The 19167-nt window shown below is 43.0% G+C and carries 12 protein-coding genes and 1 pseudogene; 11 read left to right on the top strand and 2 right to left on the bottom strand.

Annotated elements, in window-relative coordinates; genetic code table 11:
- The first annotated feature begins 628 nt into the window (after positions 1–628).
- The 9 genes and pseudogenes from X939_RS0111875 (at position 629) to X939_RS0111915 (ending at position 14961) form a co-directional block, all read left to right on the top strand.
- Positions 629–2884, top strand: a complete 2256-nt coding sequence (locus X939_RS0111875) for a TonB-dependent receptor (protein ID WP_025763494.1) — start codon at positions 629–631, stop codon at positions 2882–2884.
- 188 nt (positions 2885–3072) lie between these two features.
- Positions 3073–5724, top strand: coding sequence for a DUF7133 domain-containing protein (locus X939_RS0111880; protein ID WP_025763495.1), 2652 nt, complete (start codon positions 3073–3075; stop codon positions 5722–5724).
- 479 nt (positions 5725–6203) lie between these two features.
- On the top strand, positions 6204–7037 hold the full coding sequence (locus tag X939_RS0111890) for a universal stress protein (RefSeq protein WP_025763496.1): 834 nt from the start codon (positions 6204–6206) through the stop codon (positions 7035–7037).
- Positions 7038–7306: 269 nt separating this feature from the next.
- Positions 7307–7849, top strand: a pseudogene (locus X939_RS24080) (3-hydroxyacyl-CoA dehydrogenase family protein); the annotation flags it as partial.
- The gene (locus tag X939_RS24085) at positions 7850–8281 is read left to right on the top strand and encodes a 3-hydroxyacyl-CoA dehydrogenase family protein (RefSeq protein WP_310588050.1); all 432 of its coding nucleotides are present in this window, start codon (positions 7850–7852) and stop codon (positions 8279–8281) included.
- 81 nt (positions 8282–8362) lie between these two features.
- Positions 8363–9436, top strand: a complete 1074-nt coding sequence (locus X939_RS0111900; RefSeq protein WP_025763497.1) for a dipeptidase — start codon at positions 8363–8365, stop codon at positions 9434–9436.
- Positions 9437–9536: 100 nt separating this feature from the next.
- Positions 9537–11009, top strand: a complete 1473-nt coding sequence (locus X939_RS0111905; protein WP_025763498.1) for an alkaline phosphatase PhoX — start codon at positions 9537–9539, stop codon at positions 11007–11009.
- Positions 11010–11074: 65 nt separating this feature from the next.
- Positions 11075–12859: a cytochrome-c peroxidase gene (locus tag X939_RS0111910; RefSeq protein WP_025763499.1), complete on the top strand. Its 1785-nt coding sequence runs from the start codon at positions 11075–11077 to the stop codon at positions 12857–12859.
- Positions 12860–13287: 428 nt separating this feature from the next.
- Positions 13288–14961: a PNGase F N-terminal domain-containing protein gene (locus X939_RS0111915; RefSeq protein ID WP_025763500.1), complete on the top strand. Its 1674-nt coding sequence runs from the start codon at positions 13288–13290 to the stop codon at positions 14959–14961.
- 118 nt (positions 14962–15079) lie between these two features.
- Here the strand turns inward: X939_RS0111915 and X939_RS0111920 are convergent, their stop codons facing one another.
- The gene (locus X939_RS0111920; RefSeq protein WP_025763501.1) at positions 15080–16339 is read right to left on the bottom strand and encodes a cystathionine gamma-synthase family protein; all 1260 of its coding nucleotides are present in this window, start codon (positions 16337–16339) and stop codon (positions 15080–15082) included.
- 150 nt (positions 16340–16489) lie between these two features.
- Positions 16490–17230 carry a subclass B1 metallo-beta-lactamase gene (gene bla / locus X939_RS0111925; RefSeq protein ID WP_025763502.1) on the bottom strand — a complete coding sequence of 247 codons (741 nt, stop codon included), beginning with the start codon at positions 17228–17230 and terminating at the stop codon, positions 16490–16492.
- 704 nt (positions 17231–17934) lie between these two features.
- Between bla and X939_RS0111930 the strand changes: the two genes are divergently transcribed.
- Together X939_RS0111930 and X939_RS0111935 are read left to right on the top strand one after the other, a co-directional pair.
- On the top strand, positions 17935–18429 hold the full coding sequence (locus X939_RS0111930) for a Crp/Fnr family transcriptional regulator (protein WP_025763503.1): 495 nt from the start codon (positions 17935–17937) through the stop codon (positions 18427–18429).
- Positions 18430–18507: 78 nt separating this feature from the next.
- A complete protein-coding gene (locus tag X939_RS0111935) occupies positions 18508–19032 on the top strand; it encodes a DinB family protein (RefSeq protein WP_025763504.1) in 525 nt (174 codons plus the stop codon).
- Positions 19033–19167: the final 135 nt, after the last annotated feature.

Below are 19167 nucleotides of genomic sequence, written 5' to 3' on the forward strand. Positions count from 1 at the left end.
GGTTTAAACTAGAGAAAATGGAACGAGCGGGGAGGAAGGAAACTCAATATTTAGAAGACAATATTTTTAAAATTCCAACAAAAAGGGTTCATTTAATGGGAGATATATTGGATTGGATCTCTAAAATAATATAAGAACATAAGTGTTTAATCAGGCTGAAATGAATTATGAATTTACCTTCTTCTCTTGGCGCGGAATAAATCGATAATGATGCCTGGTAAGGAGAAAAGAGCCGCTCTCATATCACGATCTGAAGGCAGCTGCCAGGCACGCGAGGATTCATACTCGAGGGGCAGGGAGAATTTACGCTTTCCAGGGTGGCCCATAATAGGCTAATAGAGCACGGTTCTGTTTTTGATGAGTAGGCTAAGGCAATCTTCTAAGTTAGTTGCCAATTAATCCCCGTTTCCTAGTCTAAGGCTATTGAAAAAAATTTTTTAAAGGCGGAAGAACCTATTAAACTTGCACTGGTAACCGGAAGTTTTGAAACTTAAATAATACCCAGAAATAGGTTAGTTCAGCTTGTATTACCATAAGATGTGGAGGTTGCCAAGTTTTTTAAGGTCCCTCCGACCCTCAGTTTGTATTTAATTTTTACTGCCAAATATTTAGTCTATAGCACTTTAACATGCGTACCACCCTCCTTTTTATTTTACTTTATATTGTATCGCTAACTGCCTTTGCCCACAAGGGAAACATACTTGGCACCGTTCAGGACTTACAGACTGGCTTGCCCTTAAAAAATGTGAGCGTACAATTGACCGGATCGGGCCAGTCCACCCGCACCAATGAACTGGGACAATATCGCTTTAGTAATTTGGTGGAATCACTCTATAAAATTGAGTTGTCACATGTAGGGTATAAAGGCATTACCATTGAGATAGCGGTAGTCGATGACCAGCAGTTAACTGTGAAAACCTCTTTGGCCGCAGATGATATCGATTTGGCTGAAGTTATAATTTCCTCTCAAAGTGCCCACGATCAGCAGCTTATCAATGGGGTAGATATTAAGCTCAGACCCATTAATAACGCACAGGAGATATTGCGTATGGTACCAGGTTTATTTATCGGGCAACATGCAGGTGGAGGTAAGTCGGAGCAGATTTTCCTAAGGGGATTCGATATCGATCATGGTACCGATATCAATCTTATGGTGGATGGCATGCCCGTGAACATGGTTTCACATGCTCATGGACAGGGCTATGCCGACCTTCATTTCGTGATTCCTGAGCTCGTTGAAGGGGTGGATTTTAAAAAGGGACCGTATCACGCCGATAAGGGCAATTTTACTACCGCTGGCTGGGTCAACCTGAGGACAAAAGATGCGCTGGAGCGATCCTTTGTAAAAATGGAAGGCGGACAGTTCGATACTTTTCGCGCAGTTGCAGGTATCGATTTATTGGGGAAAAAAGGGAAAGAAAAAAATCAGAGCGCATATTTGGCTTCGGAATACTCTTTTTCCAATGGGTTTTTCGATAGCCCTCAGCACTTTAATCGCCTTAACATAGTCGGTAAATACCACCGACATTTAGGAAATAGCACGCTACGTCTGACAGGCTCAACCTTCTGGAGTCAATGGGATGCATCGGGGCAGATCCCGGATCGTGCCTATGAGTCGGGGCAGATTGGCTTCTACGGGGCCATTGATCCCACGGAAGGTGGAAGCACCGGCAGGACTAATTTTAATGCGGAGCTGGCTACAGTAACTCCGAGAAACGATGTGGTCAAAAACCAGTTTTTCTACAGCAATTATCAATTCGAGTTATTCTCTAACTTTACTTTTTTTCTGGAAGATCCTGTAAATGGTGATCAGATACGTCAGAAAGATAACAGAAATCTATTTGGCTATAACGGGAGTATCAGCAGGGAACATCACTTGGGAAAAACAAGTTGGACGAGTACCCTTGGCGCTCAGTTCCGACAGGATATCGTCGGTAATATAGGATTATCACATACCCAAAACAGAAATATACTTTTGGAACGATATAAGTATGGGAATATCAATGAGATGAACATGGCCCTTTATATCGATGAAAAAGTACAAATTAATGATCGGTTGATGATCAATGCTGGGCTTCGATTCGACTATTTCCGAAATGCCTATGAAGACCTCCTCGGACAGCCTGTCGATACACAAAGAGCTTCAGCTACCATCCTGTCACCGAAATTGAACTTTTATTATACTTTCAATCCTGGACTACAATTATATCTGAATACCGGAAAGGGATTTCATTCCAATGACACGCGCGTGGTAGTCCCTCTGGAGGGGAAGCAAATATTGCCCGGAGCCTATGGGTCTGATCTGGGAATGATTTTCAAACCATTCCCGAAAATGTTGGTCAATGCTGCATTATGGTATTTATGGATGGAGCAGGAATTTGTATATGTAGGCGATGCAGGGGTGGTGGAACCGAGTGGAAAATCCCAACGGCAGGGCATAGATGTTTCGGTACGTTACCAGTTGAGTAAGACCATTTATGCAGATGTCGATGTTAGTACTGCTAAACCCAGGTCACTGGAGGAACAGGAGGGCCTGAACTATATCCCGCTGGCTCCCCTTTTTACGACCACGGGAGGTCTTACCATGCAGCTTAACAATGGTCTGAGCGGTTCTTTACGCTATAGGTATATGGCCAACAGGCCCGCCAACGAAGACTATTCTGTGAAGGCTAAAGGATACTTTGTCAACGATTTGCAACTTAATTATAGCTTACCGCGCTTCACTTTCGGAATGTCTGTTCAGAATATTTTCAATACGAAATGGAAAGAAACCCAATTTGATACGGAAAGCCGATTGGAACATGAGCTGGAACCCGTTTCAGAGATTCATTTTACACCAGGAACCCCGTTCTTTGCCAAGTTGAGTGGGACTTTCTTCTTTTAGAGTTGGAAAGGTCAGCGTAAAAGTCAATTCTTGTTGCTGTTATTGGCCATTACTTTTGCATAAAACAAATAGGTATTTGCATCTTAAGCTAAAAATTGTGTTTCAATAACACAAACAACTCCCTAAAATTGATTTATTTTGCAGGAATTGTCTTAATTCCTAAACGTGCTTAATTTATTCTAATACCTATGTTGAAAATTACTTCCAGCCTGGTTTTTGCTTTTTTGCTGATGTACTGGTTTTACCCGACACCAGTTCCCGAATCGGGAGTAGCCGATCTAGCGATAGGTTCGGTTACCGATTCACTTCCCAATGCCAAAAGTTGGCCAGACCAGATTAATATCTCAAACTTCTCCACCTCCGATCTTACGCCCAGTCCAGCCTGCCTTGCTGTGGCGCCTAATGGCGATGTTTATGTAGGAGTAGATAAAATGGGTTCCTTAGGAAAGGAGCCGGGTAAGGGAAGTATTGTTAAGCTAGTAGACAGGGACAACGATGGAAAGGTTGACGAGCATACTGTTTTTGCCCTTGCCGACAATCCTCGTGGCATTATCGTCAATGGTAACCAGGTTTTTGTACTGCACACGGTATTTTCCAAGGAAACCGGGAAAGCCAGTGGAATGGATCTGGTTGTATTTGAAGATAAAAATCAGGATGGAATTGCAGATGGACCGTCGAAACCGCTTATTGAACATGTAAGCAACGCCACGTTTCTCCGAAACAGAGGAACGGACCATGCAACCAATGGAATTCGCATGGGTATAGATGGATGGATATATATCGCGGTAGGCGATTTTGGATTTCATGAAGCGATAGATCGATCGGGAACCAAGCTTACCATGCTGGGTGGAGGCGTACTAAGGGTGCGGCCGGATGGAACTGAAATGGAAGTTTATACGCATGGTCTGCGTAATATTTATGATGTGGCAATAGACCCCTATATGAATATTTTTGCCCGCGGGAATACCAACGATGGGGGAGGCTGGAATGTTCGCTTCAGCCATCAGATTCAAACTGGTGAATATGGTTACCCTGTATTATTTAAGAATTTTACAGAGGAGATTCTGCCAGCATTAGTGGATGTCGGCGGGGGATCGGGGACAGGCGCATTATATATGGATGATCCAAGTTGGCCCGAAAAATACAATAATGTGCCTATGATGGCGGATTGGGGACGCAGTCAGTTATATATCCACCGGGTAGTTGCTAATGGAGCGAGTTATAAACAGGAAGAGGAGGAATTTATAAAACTAGCTCAGATAACGGATTTAGATGTAGATGGTTCGGGACGGTTGTATTTGTCGGCCTGGGATGGAGCGGGCTATTCTGGCAATCCTGGGAAGGGATTCGTCGTTCGTGCTGTACCCAAGGACTGGATTTATAAGCCGTTTCCTGAAGTAGGAAAAATGTCAATGAAAGAACTGGCCACTTTGCTTCAGGCTGACGGTTCTGTAGCTCGTCTCGCCGCTCAGCAGGAGCTACTTCGTCGCCCCGCAAAGGCCGCGAGTAAAATCGCCTGGGCCACAGCAAGCAACGCTAAATTTTCTAAGTCCGTACGGACTGCTGCTATTTATACTTATTCACAGATTGAAGGAGAAAAAGCAATTCCAAACCTGTTGAAACTCACTGCCGACAAAGATCTGGAAGAGACAGTGCTTAGGGCCCTTACAGATCGAAAAGGAACCCTGGCGAAAGTCCCTACAGAGCCATTCATAAAGGCTTTGAACTCTGGATCTGACCGTCTGCGGGTAGCTGCTACCATTGGTCTAGGGCGCATGGGAAGGAAAGAAGTAGCCGAGGCCCTGTTAAATACCCCTGTCCCCGCCTCCTTTGTAGCTCCGGAGAAGGGTACAGAAGGCCCCCATGCAAAGCCTAATGCGGAGATCATTCCCGCCCATATTGCGGTTCAGGCTCTGGTGAATCTTCATGCAGTGGAGGCATGTGTGGCTGCAATTGGCACTAAAAATAACCGCCTTGCATTATGGGCTCTTCGGTATATGCACGATGAGAAGGCCGTTGACGGTCTGATTGGAGCATACGGACAGGCCAAGACTACAGATCAGAAAAAGGAACTGTTGATGGCCCTGGCGAGATTGTATCAGAAGGAGGCCGATTATGATGGTAGCTGGTGGTGGAGCACCCGCCCAGATACCCGCGGACCCTATTACAAAGGCGTTGAATGGTCTTCTTCACCTCGGATTAAGACGCTGCTGATGACAGCGTTTAACAAAGCCGATCAGCAAGGCAAAGATTTCTTCGCCGAAATGAATAGCAAACTAAGACTAGGAATTGCCGAATTTGGTGGAGAGGAACAGCCTTTAGCTAAGGAGGAGAAGAAAATTGATTTGGAGAAAATAAAAAATAAAAAAGGACAGGTAGGAGAATCTTCAATTGAAGACGTAATGTTGGCCATTGAAAAAATACCTGGGGACGCCGCCTTGGGCAAAAAGCTGTTTACCCTGCAGGGCTGTGTGGCCTGCCACAGTATAGAAAAGGGGGGCGTTATGAAAGGGCCCTATATGGGACAGGTAGGTTCTATAATGAATCGTCAGCAGATTGCAGAGTCCATTTTAAAGCCCAATGCATCCATTTCTCAGGGCTTTGCCTCGGTACTGATTACGGCCAAAGGAGATAAGACTTATATGGGTTTTGTTACGGAGGAGACTTCTACTAAGCTAACCCTGAGGGATATCGCCGGTCAGGTATATACCATTAAGGTCGATAACATCATTTCGCGCCAGGAGTTAGAAAACTCGATGATGCCGGAAGGACTTGCTAATGCACTTTCATATGAAGAATTCGCTTCTTTGGTGACTTTTCTAGCGGAGCAGAAACAATAGGAGGAGTCTTATGAGCATTTTTGTCGCCCGGATCGATTTCGTTCCGGGCGACTTTGTTTATATATCTGTGTACCAAATATTTTGATGCCATACATGGTCTGTTCATATTTCCGGAATTTTATATTTTATATATCTTCTATTATCCTGATTACAATTATAGAAATGGATCTATTTTAAAAGAAGAAGGAGGCTCCTGACGAGTGCTGAGAAGACAATGGGGATGATGCTTGCGAGTGAGTGGACCTGATCTTTCTATGTTTAAAACCTGATACTGCGCATGATTCATAGAAGCCATATTCATTAGCTTTGTTTTGAGGATGATTATTTGCATCTTTAATGGAGGTTACTCCCTTACATAATACCGTCGCCATATCCCTGCCTCAAACATAGCGCGCATGAGTGGGTATTGGGCGAAACTGCAAAATCTATCTTCTTAGTATCGTTGTTGATCCATACTTCCATCGTAAAATGTTCATGTTATGAAACAAATACTGATTCCAGTCGATTTTTCGGAGAACGCTCAAAAGGCCATTGTCATTGCCAAACAAATGGCAGATAAAACTGGGGCAGCACTCACATTTTTATATGTTTACACCCCCTATATCGGCGATCTGACTACGCCGGCTTCCATTCCCCGCATGCCTGTTTATGAACAGCTAGAGACTGATTATCGCAAAACACTCGCAGAATATGTAGACCAGGCACGTAGTGAAGGTTTTACTGCTGAGAGTATTTGGCGCAGCGACGGTATATATACAGCCATCATCGAAACTGCGAAGGACATACTTGCCGATCTGATTGTGGTTGGTCGCACAGGAAAGGGGGGATTTTTAGACAAGTTAATTGGCAGCTCTGCTACCAGAATTGCCCTGGATGCTCCTTGTCCGGTATTGGTGGTGCCGATGGAAATGACTCATAAAGTCATTGAAAAAATAGTTTTTTCCACACAGTTTGAAGCCTCAGAACTTCATATTGCTGGGGAAGTAAAATTCATAGCTGATTCTTTGGGTGCCGACCTTAGTTTGATTCATATAGGTTACACCTACGAAGCTGATCGGGAAGCGGAACAGGAAATCATTGCCAGCTGGGCCGAGCGTTTAAAAATATCACCCAATCATATAGTGGTACGAACCAGCGATGGACTGGGTATTGAGAAAGGTATTGATCTGTTTTGTGAAGAGCAGGAGGCCGATCTTTTGGTAGTGTCGACTCGGAAGCGTGACTTCCTGGAACAGCTCCTCTTTAATCCTAGCCTGACCAAGGAAATGTTGGTGCACACCCATATTCCCTTGTTAGTGTATCATGTCAGATAATACTTAACACATTAGTTTGTAAGTAAAGGAGGCCAGTATTGGCCTTTTTTTATTGGCTGATACGAAATGAGAATGATAGCTCCTGCTAAGCTCAGAAGTTGTATCGTGTGACCTAATGTAGTATGTTCTTTTCTAACGCCTTGATGCCAGGAGATGCCTGGCGATCCTGCTCTAAACTTAATAGCGAAGAGTCTCTGTTCCCATGTGTCTGTTGGGTTCGCATTTAAAAGGCCATATATTTTATTCTACCACCTAAATCCAATAAGATGATGAAATCACAAGAAATTCCAGTCGGTATCGTTGGTCTGGGGCTAATGGGCTGTAGCATTGCCACTTGCATGCTCATAGCCGGCCATCCTGTAATAGCAGTAGCCCCCATTTCTCAAGATTTACTACATGCTCGAAAACGAATTATCGATCATTTGCAACGGTCAGTAGCGCATGGCATGCTTGAGAAGTCGCCAGAGGATTTTCTGGACCGGCTGACTATCACTGAGGATTATGCGGACTTGTGGCCTTGCCGTATTGTGATTGAGTGTACGCTTGAAAATAAAGCCATAAAAGAATAGGTATTCAAAAAGATAGAGGCGGAAATAGCTTCGGACGCAATTCTTGCCAGCAATACCTCAGCCATTCCTATAACTGAACTGCAAGCCTTAACTCTGCATCCGAATCGTTTTTTTGGGCTACATTGGGCAGAACCTGCTCATACTACCCGATTTCTGGAGATTATTTGTGGGGACTATAGTGATATGGCATTGGGAGAGTATTTATATGAACGCTCACATGGCTGGGCTAAGGAACCTATCCTGGTGCGCAAGGATATCCCTGGCTTCATAGGTAACAGGCTGATGTATGCCATGTATAGAGAGGCTTTATATTTGGTTGAAAATGGGTATGCCACGGTAGAGGATGTAGATAGGGCCTGTCGTAATAATACAGGGTATTGGATGACTTTGGTAGGCGTATTTCGTTGGATGGATCTGACTGGAGTCCCCGCCTACCATACCGTAATGAAGGACTTGCTGCCGACCTTGCATAATGGGACGGAAGTCCCGGAACTCATCGATAAGATTGTGCAGGCAGGGGGTAAGGGGGTGTCCAATGCACAGGGTTTTTATGATTACACACCAGAAGAAGCACAGCTATGGGAAGCGACCTTCACCGAATTTAGTTATAAAATCAGGGAGCTAGCGCTTCAATACCCCGCCGACGTGGTAAAGCGTAAGCTTGAAAGATCATAAAAAGGATTATTTTTTTCTGTTTACCTTAGTTAATATTTAAACACGCCAGACTAACTTTCGTTTTTCACCCTAACCCTTATAATTATGTTAATTGATGCACATTTAGATTTGGCTATGAATGCCTTGGAGTGGAATCGCGATCTGAAACTGAGCGTTTCCCAGATTAGGGAGCGTGAGATGGGGCTTACAGATAAGGTTGATCGGGGCAAAGGGGTAGTGTCATTGCCTGCACTTCGAGAAGGGAAGGTAGGATTGGTGGTAGCCACTCAGATTGCACGTTATGTTGAAAAAGGGAGTAGCCTGCCCGGTTGGCACTCCCCCGAACAAGCCTGGGCGCAAAGTCAGGGCCAGCTAGCTTGGTATCAGGCCATGGAAACCATGGGAGAAATGGTGCAAATCACTGACCTTGCGGGCCTGGAGAACCATATCCAGCTTTGGAATGACCAAAAAATAAAGAGTGCAGAGAAGCCTATAGGTTTTATATTAAGTTTAGAAGGCGCTGACTCTTTAGTTAATATTGACTTTTTACATAAGGCTTACACAAATGGTTTGCGCGCCTTAGGCCCTGCCCATTATGGACCAGGCCGATATGCCGATGGGACGGGCACTACCGGCAAAATTCATCCTCAGGGACTTGACCTGCTTCGTGAAATGGATAGCCTTGGCATGATCCTGGATATCACCCATCTCACTGATGTTGGTTTCCAGCAGGCTATGGAGCTTTATCAGGGGCCTGTTTGGGCAAGTCATCACAACTGCCGAAGTCTGGTAGATCATCAGCGCCAGCTTACAGACGACCAGATAAAACAACTTATCGCCAGGGGCAGCGTAATTGGGGGCTCTCTGGATCTCTGGATGGTTGTTCCTAACTGGGTTCGGGGTGTGTCCGACCCTTTACGGGATGGGGCAGCATTAGAGAAAATTATCGATCATTACGATCATATATGCCAACTTGCAGGAAATGCCGATCATATAGCCATTGGAAGCGATTTGGACGGAATGTTCGGAAAAGAACAATCACCTTATGACCTGGAGACCATAGCCGATCTACAAAATCTTCATCCACTTTTAGCCAAAAGGGGATATTCCGAAGAGGACATTGATAAAGTATTGCATAATAATTGGTTGCGCCTCCTGCGAAAGGCTTGGAAATGAGCCTCTGCGCGTGTTAAGTCAATATCATTATTACTTAATATTGCGGTTACATTGTGATGGAATTCAGGATGTAGATTTGTAGAAAATAAATGCTATATCTATGACATTCCATTACAAACTCACCGCATCTACTGCCCTGGCCGCTATGGTTTGTGGCGGACTTATGTTCAATGGTTGCACCAAAGATCATAATAATCCACCCCTGTCCCCCGACAAACTTGTCGATCGCTCGGTTAACCCTTCACTGATTAAAGCTCTGCCGGGTTTTGAAGACTTAAAAATTACCACCTTGATTAGTTCGGATGATGTGTTACCAGATTCTCCGGACTTTATCTATGGAGCTCAACCCGATGGAGGAGCGTTTATTAATAATCCGAATGGATCTGGTTATATCATGGTGAACAACCATGAAATTCACCGTTCTGTATCCCGGGTATTTTTAGACAACGACCTTAAACCCGTCAAAGGCGAATATATTGTAGATTATGAGGGTGGACAATGGAGGCTTTGTTCGGCTACTTTGGCTACGAAGGAGGAACATGGTTTTGGACCCGTATTTTTGACTGCTGGTGAAAGTGGTGCAGAATCCATGACCCATGCCATCGATATCTTAGCTCCAGCAGACAAGAAAAATCAATCACGGACCATCAGTGCCTTTGGGAAATGGAGCGCTGAAAATGCTGTTCCACTGCCTAAAGATGCTTTCGCTGGTAAAACAGTCATTATTATTGGTGAAGACGATGGAGACGGCCAGTTGGTGGCCTATGTTACGGATGTGGTTGGCGACTTGAATAATGGTAAATTATATGCCCTCCGTCGTGCAGGAGCAAATCCAAGTCCTATTGAAACAGATATGGCTCAGGGGAATTGGTACGATGTAGAATTTGTTCCTTTCGATGATGTCAAATCGAGCACTGGAGCCCAGTTACAGGCACAAACTGTAGCCAAGAAAATGATTCAATTTGCTCGCGTAGAGGATATTGATTATCAAAAAGGAGGAAATGGTGCTGGCAGGAATATTTACTTTACCGCCACTGGTGTGAGCCAGGGTGATAAGATATCGCCTGTTGCCGGGAAAACGATGTGGGGCCGGGTATACCACCTGCGTCTGGATGATAAAAATCCCCTTATTGGCAAATTGCAGATCGTAATGGATGGAGCGGATCGCCCAGGTAATTTTATCGTCAACCCCGACAATATCTGCGTAACAAAAAATTATGTTTATGTACAGGAAGACGGGGATTCTTTCTATGCCAATAATGATCATGATGGAACGATCTGGCAGTATAATATTGCTACTAAAGAGAGCAAAGCCATGATTCAGATGGATCACCGCAGGGGAGATGCAGCTTTTAATGCAAAATATAACCCTACCGGATTCGATAAATTAAGTTCATGGGAATATGGGGCAATGATCGATATATCGGATATTATTGGGATTCCAGAGACTTTTATGATTAATCTTCATCCACACACCTGGGTAGACCCGAAGTATAAAAGTGCTGATGGAAGTGGACTGTCCAGTAATATGGAAGGTGGGCAAACCGTAATTGTCCGTGGAATTAAACAATAATTCATTTGCTTACTAATGCAGGTGGCCTGTTGCTGATAGGCCCCCTGCATTTTTTATTTACAGCTATGACAAAATACTATGGAGCTTTGTTAGGAGTGCTTTTTGCCATTCTGCTTTCTGCATGCAAATCGTCGCAACTTCCTACCGATTTGCTTCATCAACGATTCGAGAGCGACTTACAGTCCTTCCGAGAGGATACAGAGGATTTTTATCAATACATAAAAACGCAACCTCACCGGGATTCCCTTAAGAGAGAATTTTTGACACTTAGGCTTCAATACAAAAAAATAGAAGCCTTCGCTGAGTATTTTACGCCTACCACGGTCAGATTAATCAATGGGGCTCCTTTAGATGAAATAGAAGATGAAGAAAATGCCGTTTTTGAACCTGGGGGTTTGCAGGTTATTGAAGAACTCCTTTACGCCGATGAACCCTTAGAATTCTCAACCTTGACCAGAGAAGTTCGTAAAATGCAGGTTAGTCAGAAACGTATTCAGCAATTATGGGAGGACATGCGCCTTACCGATTCACAGATTCTGGATGCACTCCGGCTAAATATGTTCCGGCTTATCTCCCTGGGTATATCCGGATTCGACACGCCAGCATCAGGAAATGCTCTCGGCGAGACCGAAGTGGTATTACAGAGTTTTAAAGACTATCTGGATGCCTATCGCAATGAATTTTCCCAGTCCACAGAATTGTTTGATTTGGTAGAAAGAGCGCTGGTGCATGTAAGTAATCAATCTGATTTCAATCGTTTCGATAGAGCCCAGTTTATAGTAGATTATATCAATCCGGTTTCCCGATCTCTACATCTCAATCAAAAACAAGCGGGAATTCCGTTTGTTAAGGGTGGAATGCTTCTTAGAGGGGATGCGGCAACCATGTTTGACTTGGGAGCTTTCGATCCGGAAAATATAATTACCGACCCGGATCTGCGCTCCACAACCGATCGAATAAAGTTAGGAGCAGCGCTGTTTTTTGATGGTCGATTATCTGGAGATGGAAATACCAGTTGCGCCAGCTGTCATCAACCGGCTTTGGCATTTACCGATGGGCTGAAAACCAGTAAAGCCGTTGGTTCTGGATTTATTAATAGAAATGCGCCAACACTGCTTTACGCAGCTTATCAACGCGGACTTTTCTACGACCTGCGTTCAACCTCATTGGAAGACCAGGCAGCGAATGTCATTCATAACAAAGAGGAGATGCATGGATCGCTGGAAGCCATTCGTCAGTTGATTCAGTCAGATAAGGATTATTTAGGGCTTTATAAGAAGGCATACCCAGGAAATGACTCAGTTCGAACTATGGAAGTACAGAATGCTTTGGCCGTGTATGTACGATCTCTGGGAAGTTTTCAGTCGCCTTTCGATGCCTATATGCGAGGAGATAAAAAGGCCCTTACCGATGACCAGGTAAATGGATTTAATATTTTTATGGGTAAAGGGCGTTGTGGTACCTGTCATTTTGTTCCACTTTTCAATGGTACGGTCCCTCCCGATTTCCAAAGGACAGAATCCGAAGTGTTAGGCGTCACAGTCACCGCCTCCTGGAATTCACCTACCCTGGATCCTGATGAGGGAAGAGGTGCATATAACCACTTTCCTCAATGGAAAAATGCATTTAAAACCAGCACGATTAGAAATATTGAAAAAACGGCACCTTATATGCATAATGGCGCATATGATAATTTGCAACAGCTGATGGAATTTTATAATGAAGGGGGAGGGGCAGGGTTAGGACTGAACCTGACACATCAAACCTTAGCTTCGGATAAACTAAACTTAACGCAAAATGAAATGGAACAGGTAATTTCCTTTATGAAATCGCTATCCGATCCCATGTAAGATCGTGTTAACAAATTGATTGCCAAATATTATGCTACTGTTAAACCTTTTGTCTCACGGGTTTGGCCATAATTGAATTAACTAGATTTGTGACGAATAATGGCTTGCCTGGTTCAGAATTCGAATATTTATTTGCTTTATTATTGGGTGTTGAGAGCTCTGATCATTGAGATAGGCTAAGTAGATAGCCTCGGAGTTGGACTCCGTCTGTTTTTGGAATGGCTCGCATGAAACGTGAAAATATACTAAAAACATTTTCCATACATTATACACACACACACCTTTGCGATAAATGAGTCAAGCCTAGTGTCTGCACTGCAGGTACCAGGCTTTTTCTAATACCTATTTATTAAAAAATATTACTATATTGGGTTGATTTAATTAGTTTTTTGGTTTAATTTGTAATCGATCTATTCCAGCCATATAACATGAGACTATTCCTAACCCCTTTTTTCATTTTTATATTCTTTACTTCTTTTGCGCAACAAAAGAGTACAACGGTAAGATATGCATCAATAAATAATGGCAAACTTTCTGAAGAAGCCCGGGTTAAGACCATCTATCAGAATGGAATAGTTTATTTGTCAGAACAAGACGCTAATCTTCAGAGTTATATTGATTATAATAAAAGGGAAGTAGCGAGTATTTTGAAAACAGGCTCTACACGATACGCGCATATACAGCCATTTGAAAAGCTTCCTCAGCCACGAAGGGATGATAAGTCTGAAACCATCCTAGGCTTCAATTGTAAATACGCCGTTTTTAGCGCTTTCTCCAATACAATTGAGGTATGGTACACCGAAGAAGCGGGAGTTCCAGGTAGTCCTAATTCATCTTATATCCCCAGTAATAAGGCATTAGTGTTAAAACTGATCATTAACGGAAGTCGAGCCTTACAAGCCGTGGAGATTGCTGCCAATATTCAGGATCCGGGCCTCAAGTACCCAATAGCAGAGGCTAAAAGGGTTTCGGAAGCTGAGCTGGAGGGACTTAAAATAAAGGCTAGATATACGGTATTGCCCATATTTAAAGATGAGCGCATCAATTTCGATCCTTCGTTAAAGCCAAGCCAGGATGCCGCCTTGAACCTCAATCAAACCTATCGATTTTCCAAAGGCTCCATTATCCTTAAAAAAATCAGTTTGGAGAATGTACTAAAGGCAGGCGACCAGATATTTGTCGATATGCGGTGTTGGTCGGATGGGGACGCCTACGATAGGACAGGCTCAGTTTTCTGGCTTCCTTCGGGCCGGTCAGACAGCTCGATGTTAGCCGCCTTTCAGCATGGATTGGACCGGCTCCCGGTATATACCGATAGGGCTGGAAAAGAATACCAGGGAATTCGCTCAGAAAATGGTTATCAGACTCCGGTTGAGTTAATGCGATTTTTTACCTCCTTTGGGGTACGTCATTTCAATAATCTCCGGCCCATCGCAGGCTATGACTGGAAAGATGCTGCAATTTATAAACAAGATGTAACGGAAGTCTTTCCTTCCACTTCTAAAGAAATATATATAGGTGTCTTTATAGGTAATTACGATAAAGGCGGGCATAAGGTTAACCTGGACCTAAATATATACCCATCTTTCCAGAAAAAAGAGAAAATGACGCCTCTGATTGTTCCGCTATTCAATACCATAAATATCATGGAGATGTCGGGCCAGAATTATGGCCGACTCTTTAAGATTGATACGCTGGAGGTGACATTTGAAGTCCCCAAAAATGCAAAGAATCTTAAACTATTATATACCAGCACAGGACATGGTGGCTGGGGAACTGGGGATGAGTTTACGCCTACCTTAAATCAGATCCGGGTGGATGGTCATTTGCACTTCAGTATGATGCCCTGGCGTACCGACTGTGCTAGTTTTCGAAACTTCAATCCCGCCTCTGGTAACTTTGGAAATGGCATGTCTTCCAGTGACTTGAGTCGATCCAATTGGTGTCCTGCCACACCCACTCCTGCTTATGTAATTCCCTTAGATGGACTAGAGCCAGGTACGCACCGGTTGCAATTGAATATTAAGCAGGGAGATGATCAGGGTACCAGTTTTAACCACTGGAGTGTCAGTGGAACATTGGTAGGTGATTTAGAGATATAAAAGAGTAAAATAAATAGTAGGTGATTTAATAAGTTAGGTTAGGTATTATAAAAAGGCCCATCGAGGGGAGGTTTTCTCCTGTTCAGTGGGCCTTTTTCGAAGACAGGTTCGCCAAAGCTTAAAGGTTTTTTATGGCTTCAAAAGCCTGTTTAAGATCCCAGATAATATCCTCATAATATTCTACACCCACAGAAAGTCGTATCATTCTTTCCGTAATGCCAAGTTGAGCCTTTAATTCGGGATCAACATCGACATGGGTCATTGTCGCCGGGTGTTCGGCCAGGCTTTCTGTACTGCCCAGACTTACGGCCAGTTTTATAAGTTTCAAACTATTTAAAAACGTAAAGGCCTCCACTTCGGAACCTCTTATGTCGAAGGAGATCATGGCGCCATTGGCCATACATTGTCTGTTGCGGATCTCATAAGCCCGACCATCAGCAGGGCTTAGATTACCTAAGAAATATACCTTTTCTACGAGCGGGTGATGATTTAAAAATTCGGCAATCTTGTTTGCGTTTCTGGCCTGCATATCCATACGCACCTTCAATGTTTCTAGGCTTCGTAATAATAACCATCCTGTATTTGGACTAGCCATATTACCCAGGAAAGTACGGAGGCCCTTTACCCGTTGCAGCAGGGATTTGGAGCCTAAGCAGGCACCGGCGATGAGGTCGCTATGTCCGCCAATATATTTGGTAGCCGAGTAAAGTACCAAGTCGGCACCATGTTTTAGTGGATGTTGCCAAAGCGGCCCCATATAGGTGTTGTCCACTGCAAGATATACGGTTTTTTTATCGTTGGAAAAATGCCTTGCAATGGTCTTACTTTCTGCAATATCGATGAGGTCATTCGTTGGGTTGGCTGGTGTTTCTATGTAGACAAGCGCAATGGAATCGGCCAGCCCCGAATCTTCTACCAACCGTATTACCTCCTGAAGAGACTGACCTACGGTATAGGTGAGCACATTGATATGGAATTTTGGTAGTACCTTTCTGATAAAATGGTCGCTCCCGCCATAGAGCGGGCTGCTGATCAAAATGGTGTCTCCCGGTTTTGAAAATTCCAGTAATACAGTAGTAATGGCAGCCATTCCACTTTCAAATACGGCACAGTCCTCTGCTTCATCCCAGAGGGTAAGTCTGTTCTCTAGTATTTCTAAATCAGGGTTATTAATTCTGCTGTAGATAAGTCCAAGTTCCTCCCCTTCGGCCTTTTCCCGTAGACCATAGGCTACTTCGAAAAAAGCTTTCCCCTCCTCCGCTGTATGGAAAACAAAGGTGGATGTCTGAAAAATTGGACATTTAATGGCCCCTTCCGATAGAGCAGGCTTATATCCATACGACATCATAAGGCTTTCTGGCTTCATTTTCTTTTCCATATGCTTCCTTTTTTATATGGTCAGGTTGAAGTGTTATATGCTATTGAATTTTCATATAATTTACCATAATTATGCCAGAATAGAAACAACAAAGCAGAACTATGGAAGGCTATCGTCCAAAGCTCTGCTTATGTTGTAATTGGAGCCGAATTATTCTTCGCCAAACAATTTGATGGTGTAATCGAGTAAAGATTGATCTCCCCATGGGCCATGACCGGGAACCACTGTTTTAATGCCAGGTAATTCTGCCTTAAGGCGTTTTACGGTTGAAGGCCAGGCGCTGGTGTCAGCATCTTCCAGATTGCCTTTGACTGCGTCCATGGTCTTGATTAGGCAGCCACCAAATAATACGTTTTCTGAAGGTATATACCCCACGACATTATCATGGGTATGTCCCGCACCATAAAACTTAGTTTTAGTAAGTTGGTTTCCTACTTTTAGTGTCAAGTCTTTTTTGAAAGACTTTTGGGGCAAAGGGAATCTGTTTTTTCTTGCTAACCTAATCGTTTCTGAGCTGGCATAGGAGCTAATGCCCTCCTGATGAAAGGCATTGAGCCCCCCTACACAATCAGCATGAAAATGAGTTGCTACTACGGCTTTTACAGTGCATTCCTTTTCATTTTTTAACCAGTTGATCAATTCTTTTGAAGCTATATCGTCAATAGGGGTGTCGTAGACAATGGCTTCTTTCCCATCAATAAATATCAATCCATTGCATTCAACTGATCCGAAGGTCGGGCTCTCAAGGTAGCTTACATGGACGAAGGTATGAGAACTTAAGGATTCGATTCTTAACTGCTTGGATTCGTAAACCTTATCGGCCCAGGTGGAGGAAAGAGTAGCTGCAAAAAGCAGAAAAAACAAGAGCAAGTTTTTTGATGTAATGCGCATTCAGATAATATTAAGAAGTGAAGATAAATGACTTGGAAATATAGGAAATTATCCAGGATAGTGGAAAATATGTAATCAAAAAATGGTGGAAATAGAGGTGCGGTATTTTACCTTCTATTTGACCTAAATGATAGGGTAGGGCTTATCATTAAAATTAATGAAACGGTTTAAAAAATAAGCGAATATTCAGTGGTTGATCGGTGAGAAGTATGGGCTTAGTTTGAAGAAAAGGTGATGTATGGTAGAAAGATCCAGTGCTGAATATCCTGGGTATTATTTAATATCAATTTCAGATGAATTCCAAAGGCTTTTCTAAGCCTTCTTTTCGTCCTATCTTTGGTACTGCTGTCAAAAGATTATATCAGACTAGAGGAAAATAATTATACACTCTACCTTTTATCGATGACATAACGAACCTATCAATCTGAAGCGAAAATGTCTCTGGAATTCCAATTCTGGTAGAGAATTTTTTTTCAATATATTGGGTTAAGTCAGGGTTCCAGCATTTCTTTAAGGTTATTGGTGAAATATAAATTTCCCTCAAATGAAATAACCTTGGTGAGCGCTTTCTTTACGAATCTACTGACGGTAAAAGGTGTATCAATGGATAAACATTGGATTCGATTCAGGAAAGTTTAAGACACTTATTTACATTAAAACCGGAGGAGGTTGATTTATTTCTTTCAGGTTTTGTGCACATCACCATGGCCAAAGGGGAGTTCTTTGTCAGACCAGGTGAAATTTGCCAAAAAATCGGCATAATCAGTCAGGGCTTAATGGCTTGTACATATGTAAAGGATGGAAAAGAGATAATCGAAGAATTTGCTTTTGAAGGGCATTTTATTTCGAATTATTATAGCTTTCTAACCAAACTACCTTCAGAAAAAGAAATTCGCTGCCTAGAGGACTGTTCCATATATCTAATTGATAGGCCGGGTCTAATGTCTCTGGGAGCCAAACATTCCTTTGTAGAAAGTATGAGCAGTAAAATGAATGAGTTTTTATTTCTTCGTTCTCATGATCGGGTCCGTTCTTTATTGGTTGATTCGGCATTAACACGGTATCAAAAGCTGATGGTTCAACGCCCAGATCTTGTTCAGCGCATACCACAGTATATGTTGGCTTCTTACCTAAATATTCAACCGGAAACGCTCAGTAGAATAAGGAAAAGAATTGCACAGAAGGGTTTTATTGACTAGGATCAATGTAAAACGGAGGTAGGTTATTTAGTTTTACAATCTATCTTGGAACGACTCAGGTAGCAATTACAAAACCAGATGAAAAATATAGATTTACTTGCGAAACAGACTCAGGATGCCTATCAATGGGTAGAAAAGTTAACGGCCAGTGTACCCATGGAAGCATGGAGGGAGACACCCTCAGGTATAGAAACTAATATTTGCTGGCAGGTTGGACATCTGATCATTAGTTATTATTTTCATTCAATAGTGTCTGTATTTGGCCACCAATCCGAATATTTGAGTCAGATACCCGTTAAAGAGTACAGTGCCCTTTTTACTAAAGGTAATCCTCGACACATTCCAGCTACTATTTCCGCAGAAATTCTTAGAAATCAATTGGAAATTACTTCAGTTTATTCTCTAAAATTTATAGGGACTATTACAGAGGATATGTTGGAAAAGAAATTGGCAATGGGCAAAACACCTCATCCAGTAGCAACCAACGTTTATGAAGCATTAGACTGGAATATCAAACATACCATGTGGCACTGTGGTCAACTGGGTATGTTAAAGAGAGCAATTAATGGCCGCTGGGATTTCGGGCTCCGTGAGGATCAATAAGGTTTAAGGGGGACTGACTTTATCAGATATGCTGGCTTGATAGAATTATGGAATATTCAAATATTCCACCCCACCCAAAATCTTTCCATAGCATTCAACACCGCAAAAAGCCCAGATTTCTCTGAGCTTTTTGCG

Origin of the sequence: Dyadobacter tibetensis Y620-1 (assembly GCF_000566685.1) — a bacterium.
Taxonomy (GTDB): Bacteria; Bacteroidota; Bacteroidia; order Cytophagales; family Spirosomataceae; genus Dyadobacter; species Dyadobacter tibetensis.

Bases quoted from the DNA above. Each gene is read 5' to 3' on its own strand.
- X939_RS0111875 (WP_025763494.1), top strand. From the start codon at position 629: ATGCGTACCACCCTCCTTTTTATTTTACTTTATATTGTATCGCTAACT.
- X939_RS0111880 (WP_025763495.1), top strand. From the start codon at position 3,073: ATGTTGAAAATTACTTCCAGCCTGGTTTTTGCTTTTTTGCTGATGTAC.
- X939_RS0111890 (WP_025763496.1), top strand. From the start codon at position 6,204: ATGAAACAAATACTGATTCCAGTCGATTTTTCGGAGAACGCTCAAAAG.
- X939_RS0111905 (WP_025763498.1), top strand. From the start codon at position 9,537: ATGACATTCCATTACAAACTCACCGCATCTACTGCCCTGGCCGCTATG.
- X939_RS0111910 (WP_025763499.1), top strand. From the start codon at position 11,075: ATGACAAAATACTATGGAGCTTTGTTAGGAGTGCTTTTTGCCATTCTG.
- X939_RS0111915 (WP_025763500.1), top strand. From the start codon at position 13,288: ATGAGACTATTCCTAACCCCTTTTTTCATTTTTATATTCTTTACTTCT.
- X939_RS0111920 (WP_025763501.1), bottom strand. From the start codon at position 16,339: ATGGAAAAGAAAATGAAGCCAGAAAGCCTTATGATGTCGTATGGATAT.
- bla (WP_025763502.1), bottom strand. From the start codon at position 17,230: ATGCGCATTACATCAAAAAACTTGCTCTTGTTTTTTCTGCTTTTTGCA.
- X939_RS0111930 (WP_025763503.1), top strand. From the start codon at position 17,935: ATGGCCAAAGGGGAGTTCTTTGTCAGACCAGGTGAAATTTGCCAAAAA.
- X939_RS0111935 (WP_025763504.1), top strand. From the start codon at position 18,508: ATGAAAAATATAGATTTACTTGCGAAACAGACTCAGGATGCCTATCAA.